Origin of the sequence: Dyadobacter sp. CY356 (assembly GCF_021440195.1) — a bacterium.
Lineage (GTDB): Bacteria > Bacteroidota > Bacteroidia > Cytophagales > Spirosomataceae > Dyadobacter.
This window is the reverse complement of sequence record NZ_JAJTSZ010000004.1, coordinates 130,203-147,921: the sequence shown is the minus strand read 5'-3', so window position 1 is coordinate 147,921 and position 17,719 is coordinate 130,203. Positions and strand designations below refer to the sequence as shown.

Genomic DNA, 17,719 nt, shown 5'->3' with positions numbered 1-17,719 from the left:
AAGATCAGATATGAAATCAGAAGATATCCAGCTTAGCGACTGGCAGAGAATACTTCTGGGAGACGTTCCCGGCAGTTTTTTTATTGAGGTAATTTTCAGGACTTTAATCGTTTATATGATTCTGATGGTTTCCATGCGGTTAATGGGGAAACGTATGGAGGCCGCTCTCGGACGAAATGAGATGATCTCTATGGTATCACTTGCTGCCGCAATCGGTATTCCGCTCCAATCTCCGGATCGCGGTTTATTGCCGGCATTAATCATAGCGGTGGTTGTTGTTTTGACACAGCATTTCATAGCCAAAAAGTCTATGGAAAGTGAGAAATTTGAAGAAATTACCCAGGATAATATTGGAGCACTGGTAGAAGACGGGCGTTTAAATCTGGCCATTATGGAGGCTACCAGAATAACAAGGGAGCGGGTTTTCGGGCAGCTTCGTTTTAAGGAAGTTAATCACCTGGGCGAAGTCAAACGGCTATATCTGGAAGCTAACGGCAAATTTACATTTATTGAAAATACTAAACCGGTTGCGGGTTTATCGATTATTCCGACCTGGGATTGTGAATTTAAAATGAGAATAAGCAAAGATTCCAATGAATTGGCCTGCAATCACTGCGGACATATTAAGGAGAAGTATCTGGGAGAAGAGGAATGCGATTCCTGTGGATTTATTGATTGGGTGAAAGCCGTAGAATCAATTTCGGAATAAATAATCCCCGGGAATATTTTCTAATCCGGGGATTTTATTTACGCCACTGCTTTTCTTAAAAGTGGCACTGTAACCTGACTTTTTGTTACTTCGTTTTTAAGAAACAGATAAATGTCATTCAGCCTGTCTATGTGTTCGGTGAATGTTAATTTGGCATCGTAACTTATGTCCTTATCAGCCAATAATGATTTGTACATTTTGATGGTTTTATCTTCTTGTTCCATCAACATTTTTATGACTGAAAACTGGTTATCGGATGAAATGACCAGATTTGGTAAATTATAATTTTCAATTCCACCGCTGATATCGCCTTCGCTTAATGTGCATTTAATCTGATCATAAATCCAGCTGATCTCTTTTTTGAACAAGAGAGAAACCATATATCCCTGGCTGCAAAACTTTCTTATTGAACCCAGATTATCCAAAGTCATCGTTTGTTTATACAAATTTTCGCGTTGACGGTGGGTGTTCCAGAGTTTTGCTATGGTGGAGGATAAAGATAAATTTTCCATGATTTTACTAAATTCGTTACTGCTATAATTGTAAACTTAGTTCTACAAATCTCATGCCACAACTTCCCTGCTTTTACATCTGTTTTTAATTTAGAATTTTAAGTTTTGATTGTGATCTAATTATAGAATTATGATTGCCTCGCTTCTTCATTTTATCATATCCTGATATGTGGATGATTTACCTCATCCACGCCAGTCTATACATCCCGTATCCCTGTCGCATCTGTGTAAAAAGTGTGAATAACTGGCTAATCTAAAAGTAAAATGATGATTACATTTCCGCTGGATCCGTAAGAGATGATGACATTTATGAAGCGCACAAAGATCAGCAGTGAATTTCAGTATGAAAGCAACATTTGAGAATTATAGCGATCTGAGAATTAACAGGTTTCTGAGACTCAAAACCAACGAAAGAAATAAAACCGTTTTTACAGATGGCATAGTTTTAACGTAGCCCCGCAAGGTTTTCCAGGTTTCCGGTCAAAAGATTAGCCGCAGCAAGAAAATTTTAACGAGCCACCCGTCCGACGGTTTTTTCGCCGTCGGACGGGTTATGAAAATCTCAAACCGGCAAAGAATTCAATTTGAATACTACGCATCTAATTACCAAATAAATGAAAAAATTCAACCTCACTGTAATCCTGATTTTCATTCTGCTGCAATCACTTTTTTCAAACGCGCAGACCAAAGTGGCGCCCTTGAAAGTGAAGGAAAATTTCTGGTATAAAAACAGTGTGATTTACAATCTTGAAGTTGGAGTTTTCAAAGACAGCAATGGTGACGGGAGGGGTGATTTTAACGGACTGATCCAAAAACTGGATTACCTGAAAGCCATCGGTATAGACGCCATATGGCTGGCGCCTTTTCAGCCTTCACCTGGCCAGGACGACGGATATGATGTTGCAGATTTTTATGGGGTTGATGAAAAGTTTGGCACGAGTGGAGATTTTACTGAATTTCTTTTTCAGGCCCGGAAGAGAGGAATTCGGGTCATTATGGATCTGGTATTGAACCATACTTCCGACCAGCATCCCTGGTTTCAGAAGTCTCGTGAAAGCAAAGATTCAAAATATCGTGACTGGTATGTCTGGTCAAAAGAAAAACCGAAAGATTGGAATAAAGGCATGGTATTCCCCGGTGTGCAGAAAGAAGTGTGGAGTTTGGATGAAAAAACCGGGGAATATTTTTATCATCGGTTCTATAAATTTCAACCTGACTTAAATTATTCCAATCCGGAGGTTATGCTGGAAAGTCAGCGGATAATCGGCTATTGGCTAAATCAGGGAATTGCAGGATTCCGGCTGGACGCGGTACCGTTTATCATTGAAGTCCCCAAATCAGGTAGTGAAAAACCTAAACTTGATTTCGATTTTTTAAATGATATGCGACAATTTGCCCAATCCAGAAAATCTGACGCCGCCATTCTCGGAGAGGCCAATGTGATGCCGGAAGAAAACCAGAATTATTTTGGTAAAAACGGGGAAGGCATTCAGATGATGTTCAACTTCTTTGCAAATCAATATCTGTTTTATGCTTTGGCAACCGGCGACCTGAAACCTTTTGCGCAAGCCATTGAACAAACAAAGAAGATTCCGGAAGCATCGCAATGGGCTCATTTTTTAAGAAATCATGACGAAATTGATCTGGGCAGATTGACCGATAAACAGCGCAATGCAGTATATGCAAAATTTGGCCCTGATACAACGATGCAGCTTTATGAACGGGGAATCCGCCGCCGTCTTGCACCCATGCTCGGCAACAATAGGAAACACATGGAACTGGCTTACAGTTTACTTTTTTCGTTGCCGGGAGCACCTGTGTTGCGTTACGGAGAAGAACTTGGAATGGGTGATGATCTAAGTTTGAAAGAACGCTTGTCTGTTCGTACACCGATGCAATGGACAGATGAGAAAAATGGTGGATTCACCTCCGCCGATACCGCTTTTCGTCCTGTTATCAGCAAAGGAGATTATGGATATCAGCAGATTAATGTTGCCAGACAATTCAGAGATCCGAATTCACTTTTAAGCTGGACTTCACGTATTATCAAACTCAGGAAATCTTGTCCCGAAATTGGTTTGGGAACGTATTCTTTAATCGATTCCGGTTCTCCGGACATTCTGGCAATTCGTTATGATTATGATGGAAAGTCGCTGATAATCTTACATAATTTCAATCCTCAATCCCGTCAAGCCTCCATTCAATCGGAAAATATGAAAGTTCTTTATGATCTTATCGAAGAGAATCTTGATAAGAAGGCAGATGGTGGAAAGTTTTCAGTTTCACTGGATGGCTACGGCTACAAATGGTATCGCGTCGATCATATCATACCTTGAAAATTCAGATAAATTCTGAGCTTTTCACTGATAAATTTGAAATAAGGAACAGGTTTCTGATGGGGATAGTAATATCGTTTTCAGAGCCTTTTTTTTATGATCGAATAATTCTAAATGATTATATTGATATAACTTACTTGTTATCAAATTTTTATATCAATATTCATAACGGATTTTTGTTGAATTAGTTACCATTTATCCCGTAGTTTAGGTTTTTGCCTGTATATTTTTAATATTGTATAGGTTCGGCGGTTTTAATAAAGTGTAGGACAGCCGAACATATTTCAAGATTAATGGTTTAAATATTGCCAGGTATATTACAAAACCCATGTCAGAAAACTTACCAACCCAAGAAAATAGTAAAAAAGAAGAAAAACATGTACCGATTGTAGCGATTGGTGCATCAGCGGGTGGTTTGGAGGCGATTTCAAGAATTCTCGAAAATTTGTCGCCCGTAACCGGGATGGCATACGTATATATCCAGCATTTATCTCCGACTTACGAAAGTCATCTAACAGATATTCTTGCCAGGCTTACTGCCATGAAGGTGCACGAGGCTACCCATCAGATGCAGATTGAGCCTAATCATATCTATATAATTCCTCCGGATAGAGATATGGAAATCCTGGATGGAGCTTTGACTTTAATTCAGCGTAAACCGCATCCCTTCGTCCATCTGCCAATTGACAGATTTTTCATTTCTTTGGCGGAACGGCAAAAAGATGGAGCGGTGGGAATCATTTTGTCAGGCATGGCGAATGATGGAACGCTGGGTCTGAAAGCGATAAAGGTGGCCGGCGGTATCACCATTGCCCAGGATGAAAGTGCCAGACAACAGAGTATGCCAAAATCTGCAATTACCGAAGGCGTTGTAGATCTTGTGCTTTCGCCAGTGGAAATAGCCAGAGAACTGGAACGTCTGAGCGGGCAAACGGCTGTTTTTAAACTAACGGCTACCTCGCAGGAGGATTTGGAAGAAGAATCAAATGATGAGGATTTGAAGAGAATTCTGCAATTCGTTAAACGTGCGGTTGGTGTAGATTTTGACCATTATAAAATGTCAACGATCAGGAGAAGGATTGTAAGGAGAATGCTTCTTTATAAACTGGACACGCTGAACGACTATGCGGTTTATTTAAAACAACATCCCAATGAAGCCAGCACACTTTACAATGATCTGCTGATCAACGTGACCAATTTCTTTCGGGATACCGAAACGATGGATTATCTCAAAAAGAAATTATTTCCGCAGATCATCAAAACAAAAGCCGCTGGTGACACGATACGTATCTGGATTCCGGCGTGTTCAACGGGGCAGGAGGCATATTCTATTGCCATGATGCTGATAGAATTATTGGGTGAAACATCGGGAATATCCATACAAATATTTGCCAGTGATTTGAGTGATCCCGCTATTGCGAGGGCCAGGCACGGACTTTATTCAAAAAGCGAGATTGTCGACGTTTCAGCAACCCGTCTGACAAGGTTTTTTATTAATAAAGATGACCAGTTCCAGGTCAAAAAGTCAATCAGGGATTTATGTGTTTTTGCGCCGCATAACGTTTTGAAGGATCCTCCGTTTTCACGACTTGACCTGATCAGCTGCCGTAATCTGATGATTTATCTTGATACGGTTTACCAGCAAAAAGTAATGGGAACATTCCATTATGCTTTGAATCCGGAAGGTTTTCTTCTTTTAGGAAATTCAGAAGCCGTCGGAAGTGCGGTGTCACTTTTCTCTCAGATTGACAAAAGGCAGAAGATATTTATTCGCAAAAGCAGGGATGCAAGTAAGGCAACTTTTGATATGAATTTACGCTGGCGCGTGGCCGCCCGTCTGGGACATGTCGGAAGTGGAAGTATTCAGTCCAAAATATCTGAACTTCCGGCACCTGTCAAAGATCTGGATAAGGAGGTGGATGCTTTGTTGTTGACAAAATACGTTCCGGCCAGTGTCATCGTTGACCAGGATCTGGAAATTCTGCAATTCCGGGGATCTACCGGGCTTTTTCTTGAACATTCTCCCGGAAAGGCCAGCTTCAATTTACTGAAAATGGCTCGTCCGTCCCTGGTTTTTGAATTAAGAAATACGATCCATAAAAGCAGGAAATCAGGAGAGATTTCCCGGAAAACCGGTCTGGAAATGATCGTTAATGACCGGACGCATTATGTTGAAATTGAAGTTGTACCAATAAGAAATACTCCCGACCAGTCACTTTTTCTGGTGTTATTTGAAGAGGTTATGCCGGGTGTCTTACTGGAAGACAAAGTTGCCAATTTCAGGGACGACCGTATCAAACAACTTGAAATGGAGCTGTCGTCTTTGCGGAAAGATATGCATTCGATCATTGAGGAGCAGGAAAAAAGCAATGAAGAACTGCAGTCAGCCAATGAAGAGATTGTAAGCAGTAACGAAGAACTGCAAAGCATCAACGAAGAGCTAGAAACCAGTAAGGAAGAAATTGAATCAACCAATGAGGAATTACTGACGATCAATCAGGAGCTTATAACCCGTAATGATCAGCTGACGGAGGCTTATGGATATGCCGAAGCAATATTCAGTACGATTGGAGAGGCAACGCTCGTTTTGGACAAAGACCTTACAGTCAAAAGTGCAAACAAAGCTTTTTATAAGATATTCCATGTACAGGAAGAACATATCGAAGGGCGAATGTTTTATGAGCTGGACAAACGCCAGTGGGATATCGCGCAGCTTCGTCAGTTGCTGGAAGAGGTTATAACCAACAATGCACACATAAAATCATATGAAGTTTGTCTGAATTTTCAGGGACTTGGAGAAAAAACCATGTTGCTGCATGCAAGGAAAGTAGTTCAGCATGAGCGAAAAGAGGCAATTCTTCTTGTCATTGAAGATATTACCGAACACCGTCGTGTGCAGCGTATGCTGGAAGAACGCCAGGCATGGTTTCATGATATGATTGATTATGCGCCTGCTCTGGTTTGGGTAACCGGCCAGGACAGCCGGATTAATTTTTTAAACAAGGCATTACTGGAATTTACGGGTCACGATGTGACGACTTCAGGCTACGATTTCACAAGTTATATCCATGAAGACGACCGCGAGCCATATCTGGCAGCCTGCACTAAAAATTTCCTGGACAAACAAATATTCAGCATTGAGTATCGTCTGAAAAGAAATGACGGTACTTACAGGTGGGTGCTGGAAACGGCAAAACCAATGTTTTCTCCTGATGGGAAATTTACAGGATATATAGGAAACGGTACGGAGATACACCTTCAGAAAACCCTTTCCGAGCAGCTAAATCTGCACGTGCAGCAGAGAACACAGGAATTGAGAGATACCAATGCTGAGCTACATACATCCAATAAAGAACTTACCAAAACGGCCGACAGGTTACTCAGTGTTTTAAACGGCGTGCCAGCAGCCATTACTTTGATGGAAGTAATCAGGGACGAAAAAACGGGGGAGGCTGTTGATTTTTCGATCTCTGTATATAACAAACAGGTGCTGGATCTGACTGGTTACACCGAAGAAAATATTCACAGAAATTCGTTTGTAGAAAATAAACCAAAATTAAAAACGCCGGAGCTTCTTAATTTATATATTCAGGTACTAAAAACCGGTGAGCCGGTATACAAGGAAATTGCCGATATTTTTCCGGGGAACAACAGTTTTCATGCTTTTTTTATAACGCGCCAAATTGATAAAGACGGTGTGGTTGTCACCATTCTTGATATATCTGAACGGAAAATCGCAGATAAAAAACTTATCAAGAGTCTGGAAAGTTTGCAGGCTGTGCTTGATTGTTCTCCGGGATCGATTAGTTATCTAAAACCCTTTTATAATGAAAATCAGGAGGTTGAAGATTTTATTCTGGTTGTGAGCAATCAGAAATTCGCCAGTGAATTTCATAAACCGCTTAGCGAACTTGTGGATAGTCGCGCCACAGAATTATACCCTCCTGATGCGATTGCCAAAATGAAAAATGTGCTGATCACGGGAGAATATTTTTACGAAGAAATCTATTTTCCTGAGGATAAAAAATGGTCGGGTATGTCTATTATCAGGCACAACCGTGGAGTGGTCATTGCCGGGATGAATATCACTTCTTTAAAAGATGCCGAACAGCAGCAGATGAAATGGATGCAGCAACTGGAAGAATCGAACGGAATGATTCAGTCTCTTGAAAAAATGCGTCAGTATATCAGTCATCGTGGCGAATTTCTACGGGCAACTTCTCATGATCTGCGGGGTAGTTTTGGAATTATCACCGGTGCTACGGCACTTTTAAATTTAATGGATACGGAGGAGCAGCGCGCGCGATCACTGGAAATGATACAGCGAAACCTTCGTCAGGTTACCTACATGATGAATCAGCTACTGGATTATTCACGGTTGGAAGCAGGCCAGGAGAGACTTGAAATTTCAACTTTCGATGTTTCAGATGTTTTGAACGAGCTTAGTGAAAGTATGATCCCGCTGGCAAAGGACAAAAATTTGTGGTTAAAAATTGACGGAACTGATCAGTTGATCATCGATGGTGATCTGGTGAAAATCAGAAGAATTGTTCAAAATCTGGTTTTAAATGCAATCAGATATACAAAAAATGGTGGAGTCAGCATCAAGTGGGGCAAACCGGAAAATACGGAAATGGTAAATGGTTTTGATGAACAGCAATGGTTTATGGATATAGAAGATACAGGTTTAGGTATGCCTGGTTCACTTTTATCCAAACTAACGGATGTATCCGAAGAGGTCAGGCAAGTCATGGGACAAAGTTCTGCTTCTGCAACGGGTGAAGGGATCGGATTGTTCATAGTGAAGCGTTTGTGTGAATTATTAGGCGCAAAACTCTCCATCGAAAGTAATAAAGATGAAGGAACGTTATTCAGGATTCTGTTACCCGTCAGCTATAAAATTTAGAAAATGGAATGGTTTTTGTCAAAGCAGCTTCCTATAAGCCATTTCTAATTTTATCGAACCTTTTGTTATGACAAATACAAACCAGAAAGAATCAATAATCTCGGCAAAAACTGCCTTAATGGTTACGGTGGGAGCAGGGATATTTGCCCTGGCAAAAACAATTTATAAGGAGATCAATAAATTTGATATTAAAAACAAGGTAGTGGTCATCACCGGAGGTTCAAGAGGTTTGGGTCTTGCAATGGCCAGAGTATTGGCGTCGAAAGGAGCCAAACTCGCCATTTGCGCCCGAACCGCAAGTCAGCTGGAAACCGCACGGATAGAACTGGAAGAACTGGGAGCAGAAGTGATTACGATCCGTATGGATGTGAGTGATCAAATTGAAGTGCAGAGGATGATCAAGGCAGTGTATGAGCATTATGGACAGCTCGATGTGTTGATAAACAATGCAGGAATTATCACGGTCGGCCCGGAAAATGTGATGGAGATTCAGGATTATAAAAAGGTAATGGACACAAATTTCTGGTCTGCGCTTTATTCCATCAAAGCTGCGTTGCCCATATTTTTACAACAAGGTGAAGGCCGGATTGTAAATATTGCATCAATTGGCGGAAAGGTTGCTGTGCCTCATCTCTTGCCTTATAGTGTAAGTAAATTTGCCCTGGTGGGCCTTTCGGAAGGCTTAAATGCAGAATTAAAGAAAGATAATATTCATGTAACAACTGTGATTCCTAATCTGATGCAGACTGGCAGTCCAAGGAATGTTACAGTAAAAGGTGATCATGAATCCGAGTATGCCTGGTTTAAACTGGCAGATTCCTCATCCTTGTTATCACAAAAAGCAGAAAGTGCGGCCAAACAAATTGTGAAAGCACTTGAACAGGGTGAAAATGAACTCATATTGACACAATTGGGAAAAGTTGCGGTAGGTTTGCAGGGACTTTTACCCGGAAGTATTAATTCGCTCATGCAGGTTGCCAATCATTTTCTTCCCAAAGGAAATAATCTTCAGGAGAAAAAAGGTTTTGAAAGTGAATCCGAATTATCAAACGGGCCGGCAGCGGCAAATTCTGATGAAGCTGCCGCTGAATTTAATGAAGTTTAGATAAGAAGTGTTTAAAACAAACAGTAACAACAGTAAGTTGAAATTACTGGCACGATAATTGCGAATAGTCAATTGTAATTCTCTTTTAAGTAAAAAAACAAGAATATGAAAATGCAATGGATTGTTAACACGCTGGGTATAATGCTTATATCCCTATCGTTGTCCGCACAAGTGGTTTCAAAGGATTCCCTAAATACTTTACAGCAGCAAAAGGAGTCGCTTGAAATAAGCAAAAAGCTTAATGAAAGAAAAATAGAACTGGCAAAATTGGAAAATCAGCTGGCTGAGGCAACCAATGAAGTATCAAAGACAGCGGAGCAAGCTCAGAAGTCTGCTGATGAAAATGGCAAACAGGCAGCAAATCTTGCCAATGATGCACAGGATAGAAAACTGGCAAAAAGAGCACGTCAAAGTGCTAATGAAGCCGAAAGAGATGCAAAGCGTGCCCGTAAAGCATCTGATAATTTAGAAGGTCTGAAAAAAGATATTGAATCTTTAAGAAGCAAAATCGCTGATGACGAAGCCAAACTGGCACCAAAGAATTAATTAGTATATTGTTTACTAGTCTGCGTATTAGAAAGTCCGGAAAATCCGGACTTTTTTTGTGACTTGTATTCAACAAAGCTGCAAGTAAATATTATCTCTAATCAGTAAAAAATATTTGATGTGTTTTACCGGGTATAAACCATACGCTCCGATCTTACCTAAGTAAACCTGAACTGCTGCTTTTCAGAAAACGAACAATCCAAATATCAGACTGAAATATGAAAATTGTAAATTTTACCTTTCTTTTTTTATTGATCACTACTTTGACTTTCGCACAATCCGGAAAAGTCTATGACAATTTATCGCTGCCCAGCAAGCTTCTGAAATCAGAAAGAAAATATGCAATTTATCTTCCTCCGGATTATGCAACCTCCGAAAGAAGTTATCCCGTTTTGTACTTGCTTCATGGTGCCGGTGATAACCATACGGGTTGGGTACAATTTGGAGAAGTTTTAAATATTACCGACATGGCCATCAGGGATGGTTTGGCAACGCCAATGATCATCGTAATGCCCGATGCTGATACCGGGAGAAGGGGATACTTTAATGATGTGAAAGGGGATTGGGCTTATGAAGATTTTTTCTTTCAGGAGCTAATGCCCGCGGTTGAAAAGAAATTCAGAATAAAAACTGAAAAGCGTTTCCGTGCCGTGGCAGGTCTGTCGATGGGTGGCGGTGGAAGTTTTATGTATGCCCTGCATCACCCTGAACTTTTCTCATCTGCCTGTCCGCTAAGCGCATATACCGGTCCGATCACGCTGGAAGATGCCAGAAAAAATATGTTAAAAACAAATCCTAACTTACAGGATTCTACGATACAAAATTATTACAATCGTCATAATGCTTTGGCTCTGATTGACAAAATCCCTGATACGCAAAAGAAAGCTGTACGCTGGTATATCGATTGTGGCGACGACGATTTTTTGTTCGAGGGTAATAGTCTGGCACACATTGCTTTAAGAAAAAAGGAGATACCTCATGAATTCCGTATCCGGGATGGCGCGCACAACTGGACATACTGGCGTGATGCACTGCCAACCGTGCTGGAATTTGTCTCTCAGGGTTTTCATCAGTATTAAACAGACAACCGTTCTGAATTATTTATTCCATGAGTCATGAAATTCTTCCGGGGATCAAACAATTTGATCTGACAGGTAAATGTGCAATAATTACCGGTGGTTCGCGCGGACTTGGTTATGCTATGGCAGCCGGACTGGCCTCCGCCGGTGCAAACCTGATGCTCGTGAACAGGAATGCCGAAGAAGGTAAAATTGCAGCTCAGCAACTGGAAGCGGACTTTGGCACCAAAGTGGTTTCCTATTCCGCAGACATCACCATCGAATCGGAAGCCGGTTTAATGGCGGAAGCTGCATTTAATACTTTTGGTAAAATTGATATTCTGATCAACAGCGCCGGGATTAATATTCGCGGTGCTATCGATGAATTGTCCTATGAGGATTTCACGAAGGTGATGAATGTGAACGTAAACGGAACCTGGCTTAGCGCCCGAGCGGTTACGCCTTTTATGAAAAAAAATGGAAGCGGCCGGATTATAAATCTGGCCAGTACTTTGGGCCTTATCGGCCTGGCAAACCGCACGCCATACACGGCCAGCAAAGGTGCCGTGGTGAATATGACCAGAGCACTTGCGATTGAACTTGCGCCATTCAATATTATGGTCAACGCCATTTGTCCCGGTCCGTTTCTGACAGCCATGAATATTCCGATTAAGGATAGCGAAGATGCTATTAAAACAGTGTTGGGTGCTACTGCATTAGGCCGTTGGGCCGAATTACATGAAATTCAGGGAGCTGCTATTTTCCTTGCCAGTGATGCAGCAAGTTATATGGTAGGTTCCATTTTAACGGTTGACGGCGGCTGGACTGCAAAATAAATTGCTTCAGGAATATTCTCAATTCCCTCTCTTTTATTATCCCTTTCAAAAAATTTCAAACTGCTGCCTGTAATGTTGAATTTTATAGAATTGTAATTCTATAATTTCAATGAATGCCACAAACAAATCAATTGTAACGTATACTTTTATAGTTGTCAGAATTCGATTGTTTGATTTTCTTTGAAGTTAGGTATAATTATTTTATCTAATTAATTCCAGGAACTGATGTATGTTAGATAATTAATTTCTATAAAGTCCGTTTTTAAACTTTGTTTATTTGGTAAAATAAAACTTCATCCAAATTTTTAAATTCGTCATAGCAGATAGAATTTTTAAAGTTTGTGTGAATTGTATATGAATAGAAATGCCTGATTGCATGCAAATTTGTGTGGGATAAAAAGGCTTTTTAGCGTTTAGGGTTGCATATTTAATAATCGTTATGGAAAATTTAGAAAGAGATAATGTCTTTCGGGAAGAGATTTCCGAAGCTTCCGACTTTAAGTTCGGGAGTAAGGTGGTTAAAGTTTTCGATGATATGGTGAACCGTTCGGTGCCACATTATGGAGAAATTCAAAGGATGGTCGCGGAACTCGCTGCCGATCATGCAAAAATAGGGACGTTGGTTTATGATTTGGGCTGTTCTACCGGTACTACCCTGATCGGGTTAAATACATTGGTTCCTGAGGATATTTCTTTTGTAGGCATAGATGAATCGGATGAAATGCTTGTGAAATGCGATGCCAAACTCCGTGAATCTGAATTCTCCCGTCCATACGAATTACGCGCCGCAGACCTTCATGGCGATCTTAATATTGAAAATGCATCGGTAGTGATTCTTTGCTTAACACTTCAGTTTCTTCGTCCCATCTATCGTAAAAGATGTCTGGAAAACATTTACAAGGGCCTGAATCCTGGCGGAACTTTAATCCTGGTAGAAAAAATTCTGGCAGAAGATAGTATGTTCAATCGTGATTTTATTAAATATTATTACGATTACAAACGTCGTAACAATTACAGCGATCTGGAAATATCACAAAAAAGAGAGGCACTGGAAAACGTCCTGATCCCTTACAAACTTTCAGAAAACATTTTTATGCTTGAAGATGTGGGATTTGCCCACTGCGAAACCTTTTTTAAATGGTACAATTTTGCCGGAATTATAGCTCATAAAAAATGATCACAATAGGGAATTTCTTTTTCAGGTTTAGAAACATTTTGTTTATTTTTCTCTATCTGCTGCTTTTTTTACCATCGCCGGATATTTTTACAAAGGCGCGTTTTGGAGAAAATTATCATATCTGGCCCATCGTTATCGGTTTGCTTGTCACGATTTTGGGAGAAGCCATCCGTGGTGCCACAATCGGATTGGCCTACATCATTCGTGGTGGTAAGGATAAAAAAGTCCATGCCGAAAATCTTGTTACCGAGGGAATTTTTAAACACTGTCGCAATCCGCTTTATGTGGGAAATATATTGATGCTGCTGGGTGTTGGTATCCTTTCAAATTCCTGGATTTATTTGGGCATTGTGTTTCCGGTTTTCCTGTTCATCTATCAGTCGATCGTGATGGCAGAAGAAAATTTTCTTCAAAATAAATTCGGGTTTGATTTTACAAATTATTGTCAGCGTGTAAACCGTTGGGTTATTAATTTCAAGGGAATTGAGACAACCTTTTCCGAAATGAAATTCAACTATAAGAGATGGCTGATCAAGGAATACAATACGCTTTTCATATGGCTGGTTGGTATCGCAGCGATTATTCTGTTTGAATACGAACATCTTGTTCCTGATCAGGATATCCGGGTCGGAATATTTTTATCAATATTCGTATCGCTCGGTATTGTATATGGCTATGTCCGTTATCTGAAAAAATCAGGCAAAATGACAGATCGGGTTAGTTAATCACAGCTCCGTCAGAACTTCCTGAATAAGAAAGGAAGTTCTGACGGAGCTGGGTGTTTTAAGAAGCTGGTGTTTTGCTATAAACAGGAATTTAAAAAGTGGCCTGGAAAAAATATAACTTGTCAAAGAAATTATTTATTCTAAAAACGGGTTATTTTTGCCAGAATCACCTAACAAAGCAAAACATACATGAAGCTTTTGCTCATAGAAGATGAACCGAGCGTAATATCACTTATTCAACGAAGCTTATCCGCGGCGGGTCATGAAATCACGGTTGCCATGGATGGGAAATCGGGTTTGGAAATGGCACTGAAACACCAGTTTGACCTGATTATTCTGGATTTAATGTTGCCAGTAATGAATGGAATGGAAGTTTGCAGAAACATCAGAAACGCAAATTCTTCAACTCCGGTTTTGATGTTGACTGCATTGGGTACCACTGAAAATATAGTTTCGGGACTAGATGCCGGTGCCGACGATTACATGACAAAACCATTCAAACTGGCCGAACTTGAAGCAAGGATACGAACCTTGACAAGACGCACTAAGGAGCCTGAAAAAGTATCCAGTACTGATTTTTTAAAAATGGGCGACTTGGTTTTGGATAAAATTACCAAAACTGTAACCCGCAACGGTCAACCGATCACAGTCACCGCGACAGAATTCCGACTGTTGGAATTTTTGCTATCCAATCAAAATCGTGTACTTAACCGGATGGAAATCCTGGAAAATGTCTGGGATATTAACTTCAATCTCGGGACAAATGTCGTTGATGTTTATATCAATTATCTTCGCAAAAAAATTGATAAAAACAGTTCGGTAAAATTGATTCATACCGTTTTTGGAATGGGATATGTGATGCGCCAGACTTATGAAGATCCAAAATAGAATTGTACTTATCTTCACAGTACTCACAGCGGGAATCATCTTGTCGCTCAGTATTTTCCTATACATTTTCACATCAGGAAGCATTGCTGCCAGTTTTTACCACCGGCTGGAAGTCCGCGCAAAAATAGTTGGTCATGCCGCGTTGCAGAAGAATAAATCCCATACTTCAATTTATTATGACATCAAGGAAAATCATTTGGGCGATCTTCCCTTTGAACAACATCATATAATTTGGAAAGAGGACCTGAAAAAGGCGGATAGTTTAAGGAAAAAGCTACCCATGCCGCAGACGTTCTACGATGCAATTATCAGAAAACAGCCTGCCAGATTCTTTAAGGGTGATACTTCCTACGTAGGAATGAACATTACCCAGTCAGGTGAAAATATCATCGTATTATCTTCGGCCGTTGATCTTTATGGATTGGAGGAAATGGAAAATCTGAAAAATCTGCTTACTACCGGATTTCTGATTTCACTATTATTTGTCTTCACCTTTGGTAAACTATTTTCCATTCAGATTTTTAGTCCCATAAGACGTATCATCCGTAATGTGAAGGGTATCAGCGCGCATAATCTTAATCAGCGTTTGGCAGTAGATTCCAATAAAGACGAGATATCGGATCTTGCCGCCACATTCAACGACATGCTCGACAGACTGGAAATAACTTTCGATATCCAGAATAATTTCGTCAGTAATGCATCTCATGAGTTCAAAACGCCGCTTACCATAATCAGTGGCGAATCACAGCTTAATCTTTTTGATTCAGGTATTTCGGAGCCGGTAAGGGAATCTTTTAAAACGATTTTTCGCGAATCTGAAAAAATGGAGCACCTGACTGACAGTATGTTAAGTTTGGCGCAAACTGGTTTTGATGGAAAAAAGGAAAAGTGGGAAGCTATTCGGGTCGATGAACTGATGTTTGCGGTGAAAGAAACTTCTGACAAAATAATGCCGGGGAACAGCGTTGAAATTAACCTAGACGAACTGCCTGAGAATGAACAAAAACTGATTATCAGCGGAAATGAAACGTTATTAAAAGCAGCTTTTTCTAATATCGTACTTAACAGTTGTAAATATTCTGATAACAAACCAGTTCTGATCAAAATCAGTGCTGATGAAAAATACGTTATTGTCGAAATAACCGATCAGGGAATTGGTATTCCGGACAGAGAAATGAGCCAGATTTTTGTGCCGTTTTTCAGGGCATCCAATACCGGGAAATATAAAGGTTATGGCATCGGCCTTCCTTTGGCAAATAATATTATCAAACTGCACCAGGGAAATATCGTGGTGGATAGTGAAGTAGGCGTAGGGACACGCTTTATCATTTATCTGCCCACAGAAATTTAACTTCCTCACCGTATTCTAATATTCTTACAGGATTTTAATAACTCACTTAGCGGATTATAACCTCGTTTTTAACTGGTGCTAATACGCCGGATGTAACATTGTATCATCAAATTATTGATCAAATACCTTGTTTTACAAAACGATAGGATTATGAAAACGGTAATAATAGTGAGTGATTTTAGCAGGGAATCTTTTCAGGTGGCCGAAAAAATCGTTAGCAATTCGACAGAGCCACTTCGGGTTCTTTTTACTCACCTTTTTCATATCGCAGACGATATCCAGGATCTGCTGTTTTCAAATTACCGTAAAAAAGAATATGAATTTGTATCAGAATCATTTTATCAGGCTTGTGAGCTGTTGAAATCTGATTTTCCTGATATTTTGAAAAGTGTTGAGGTAGAATTTTTTTACGGAAGCAGACTTGCGCTTTTCAAGAATTTCCTCGACTACAACCGCGCCGATTTCATTGCATTCTCCGAAAGTTATGGTATTCCGAAATTAGCAAAAAGTAGTATCGATGCTTTACCGGTAATCCGTAAAGCAGGCATTCCACTCATCAATACAGATAAAATCCTTTCACCTGAATTTATTGATTCTAACAATGAAAGATAAACTATCAGACTGACACCAAGTAAATTATAAATTCTGCATATGCTACTTAAAAAGAATATTCCTGTCCGATATATTTTTGGGAAAATAAAATATGAAATTCTGTTTGTAACAATTTATGGTCTTACGATCGAAGTCATATACCAGAATTTTCATATCACCAACATCAGTATTCCAATGACTGTCCCAACGGTTTTGGGTACAATTATTTCGCTCTTGCTGGCATTTCGTTCCAATCAGGCCTACGACAGATGGTGGGAGGCGCGGATCATTTGGGGTGCTATTGTAAATGATTCGCGGACCCTTGCACGTCAGGTGCTTTTTTTGATTGATGATCCGTATCAACCGGAAAATATTGAAGCATTTAAAAATCGTTTTATTCAGAGACAGATCGCCTGGTGTTATGCACTGGGCCATGGACTTCGGAAGGATGATCCTATGCCGGCCGTGCGAAATTTTATTTCTGAGGAAGAGGCTGACGATCTTCGTGGATACGACAACAAGCATGTTGGATTGATACAGTTACATGCCCGGGACCTAAATAATGCATTGAAACAAGGTTGGGTAAATCCATATCAGCAAATTCAGATTGACAGCACTATCACTCGTTTGTGCGATGCTATGGGTAAATGTGAAAGAATAAAAAATACCGTTTTTCCTGCTACGTATAGCCTGTATATCCACATAGCATTGCACTTTTTCATCATCCTCCTTCCATTTGGTATGGTTGATTTGTTTGGATTTTTAATGGTTCCGGTTCTGATCGTGTTAACGGCCTGTTTCTTTTTAATTGAAAAAATGGCCATTCATTTGCAGGATCCGTTTGAAAATAAGCCAACGGATACGCCGGTTTTATCTATTTCGAGAAATATTGAGCGTGACCTGAAACAAATGATGCACGACAAGCATGTTCCTTTGGCCTATGAGCCTGAAAAGTTTTATATTTTGTAGTGATGTAAAG

14 protein-coding genes are annotated in these 17,719 nt (G+C 40.1%); 13 read left to right on the top strand and 1 reads right to left on the bottom strand.

Translation table 11 applies throughout. From position 1 onward, the window contains the following. Positions 1-10 precede the first annotated feature (10 nt). Complete coding sequence (locus LXL81_RS14870) at positions 11-709, top strand: DUF421 domain-containing protein (RefSeq protein ID WP_234647588.1); 699 nt, start codon at positions 11-13, stop codon at positions 707-709. A 38-nt stretch (positions 710-747) separates the two neighbouring features. Here the strand turns inward: LXL81_RS14870 and LXL81_RS14865 are convergent, their stop codons facing one another. Continuing rightward, positions 748-1,221 carry a hypothetical protein gene (locus LXL81_RS14865; RefSeq protein WP_234647587.1) on the bottom strand — a complete coding sequence of 158 codons (474 nt, stop codon included), beginning with the start codon at positions 1,219-1,221 and terminating at the stop codon, positions 748-750. Between the two features lie 614 nt (positions 1,222-1,835). Here LXL81_RS14865 and LXL81_RS14860 point away from each other — a divergent pair. The 12 genes from LXL81_RS14860 (at position 1,836) to LXL81_RS14805 (ending at position 17,709) form a co-directional block, all read left to right on the top strand. Then, the gene (locus LXL81_RS14860) at positions 1,836-3,557 is read left to right on the top strand and encodes an alpha-amylase family protein (RefSeq protein ID WP_234647586.1); all 1,722 of its coding nucleotides are present in this window, start codon (positions 1,836-1,838) and stop codon (positions 3,555-3,557) included. 328 nt (positions 3,558-3,885) lie between these two features. Next, positions 3,886-8,463, top strand: coding sequence for a chemotaxis protein CheB (locus tag LXL81_RS14855; protein ID WP_234647585.1), 4,578 nt, complete (start codon positions 3,886-3,888; stop codon positions 8,461-8,463). 67 nt (positions 8,464-8,530) lie between these two features. Continuing rightward, positions 8,531-9,568 (top strand): SDR family oxidoreductase, encoded by a 1,038-nt coding sequence (locus tag LXL81_RS14850; RefSeq protein WP_234647584.1) that lies wholly within the window; start codon positions 8,531-8,533, stop codon positions 9,566-9,568. Positions 9,569-9,709: 141 nt separating this feature from the next. Further along, a complete protein-coding gene (locus LXL81_RS14845; protein WP_234647583.1) occupies positions 9,710-10,114 on the top strand; it encodes a hypothetical protein in 405 nt (134 codons plus the stop codon). Positions 10,115-10,332: 218 nt separating this feature from the next. After that, on the top strand, positions 10,333-11,193 hold the full coding sequence (locus tag LXL81_RS14840) for an esterase family protein (RefSeq protein WP_234647582.1): 861 nt from the start codon (positions 10,333-10,335) through the stop codon (positions 11,191-11,193). 29 nt (positions 11,194-11,222) lie between these two features. Next, on the top strand, positions 11,223-12,008 hold the full coding sequence (locus tag LXL81_RS14835) for an SDR family NAD(P)-dependent oxidoreductase (RefSeq protein ID WP_234647581.1): 786 nt from the start codon (positions 11,223-11,225) through the stop codon (positions 12,006-12,008). A 439-nt stretch (positions 12,009-12,447) separates the two neighbouring features. Beyond that, positions 12,448-13,185: a carboxy-S-adenosyl-L-methionine synthase CmoA gene (gene cmoA / locus LXL81_RS14830; protein ID WP_234647580.1), complete on the top strand. Its 738-nt coding sequence runs from the start codon at positions 12,448-12,450 to the stop codon at positions 13,183-13,185. Beyond that, positions 13,182-13,910, top strand: a complete 729-nt coding sequence (locus tag LXL81_RS14825) for an isoprenylcysteine carboxylmethyltransferase family protein (protein WP_234647579.1) — start codon at positions 13,182-13,184, stop codon at positions 13,908-13,910. The genes cmoA and LXL81_RS14825 overlap by 4 nt, the downstream gene beginning before the upstream one ends. Positions 13,911-14,099: 189 nt before the next feature. Then, the gene (locus tag LXL81_RS14820; protein ID WP_234647578.1) at positions 14,100-14,798 is read left to right on the top strand and encodes a response regulator transcription factor; all 699 of its coding nucleotides are present in this window, start codon (positions 14,100-14,102) and stop codon (positions 14,796-14,798) included. After that, positions 14,782-16,149 carry a sensor histidine kinase gene (locus LXL81_RS14815; RefSeq protein ID WP_234647577.1) on the top strand — a complete coding sequence of 456 codons (1,368 nt, stop codon included), beginning with the start codon at positions 14,782-14,784 and terminating at the stop codon, positions 16,147-16,149. The genes LXL81_RS14820 and LXL81_RS14815 overlap by 17 nt, the downstream gene beginning before the upstream one ends. A gap of 150 nt (positions 16,150-16,299) precedes the next feature. Next, complete coding sequence (locus LXL81_RS14810) at positions 16,300-16,761, top strand: hypothetical protein (protein WP_234647576.1); 462 nt, start codon at positions 16,300-16,302, stop codon at positions 16,759-16,761. A 39-nt stretch (positions 16,762-16,800) separates the two neighbouring features. Further along, positions 16,801-17,709, top strand: a complete 909-nt coding sequence (locus tag LXL81_RS14805; RefSeq protein WP_234647575.1) for a bestrophin family protein — start codon at positions 16,801-16,803, stop codon at positions 17,707-17,709. Positions 17,710-17,719 lie beyond the last annotated feature (10 nt).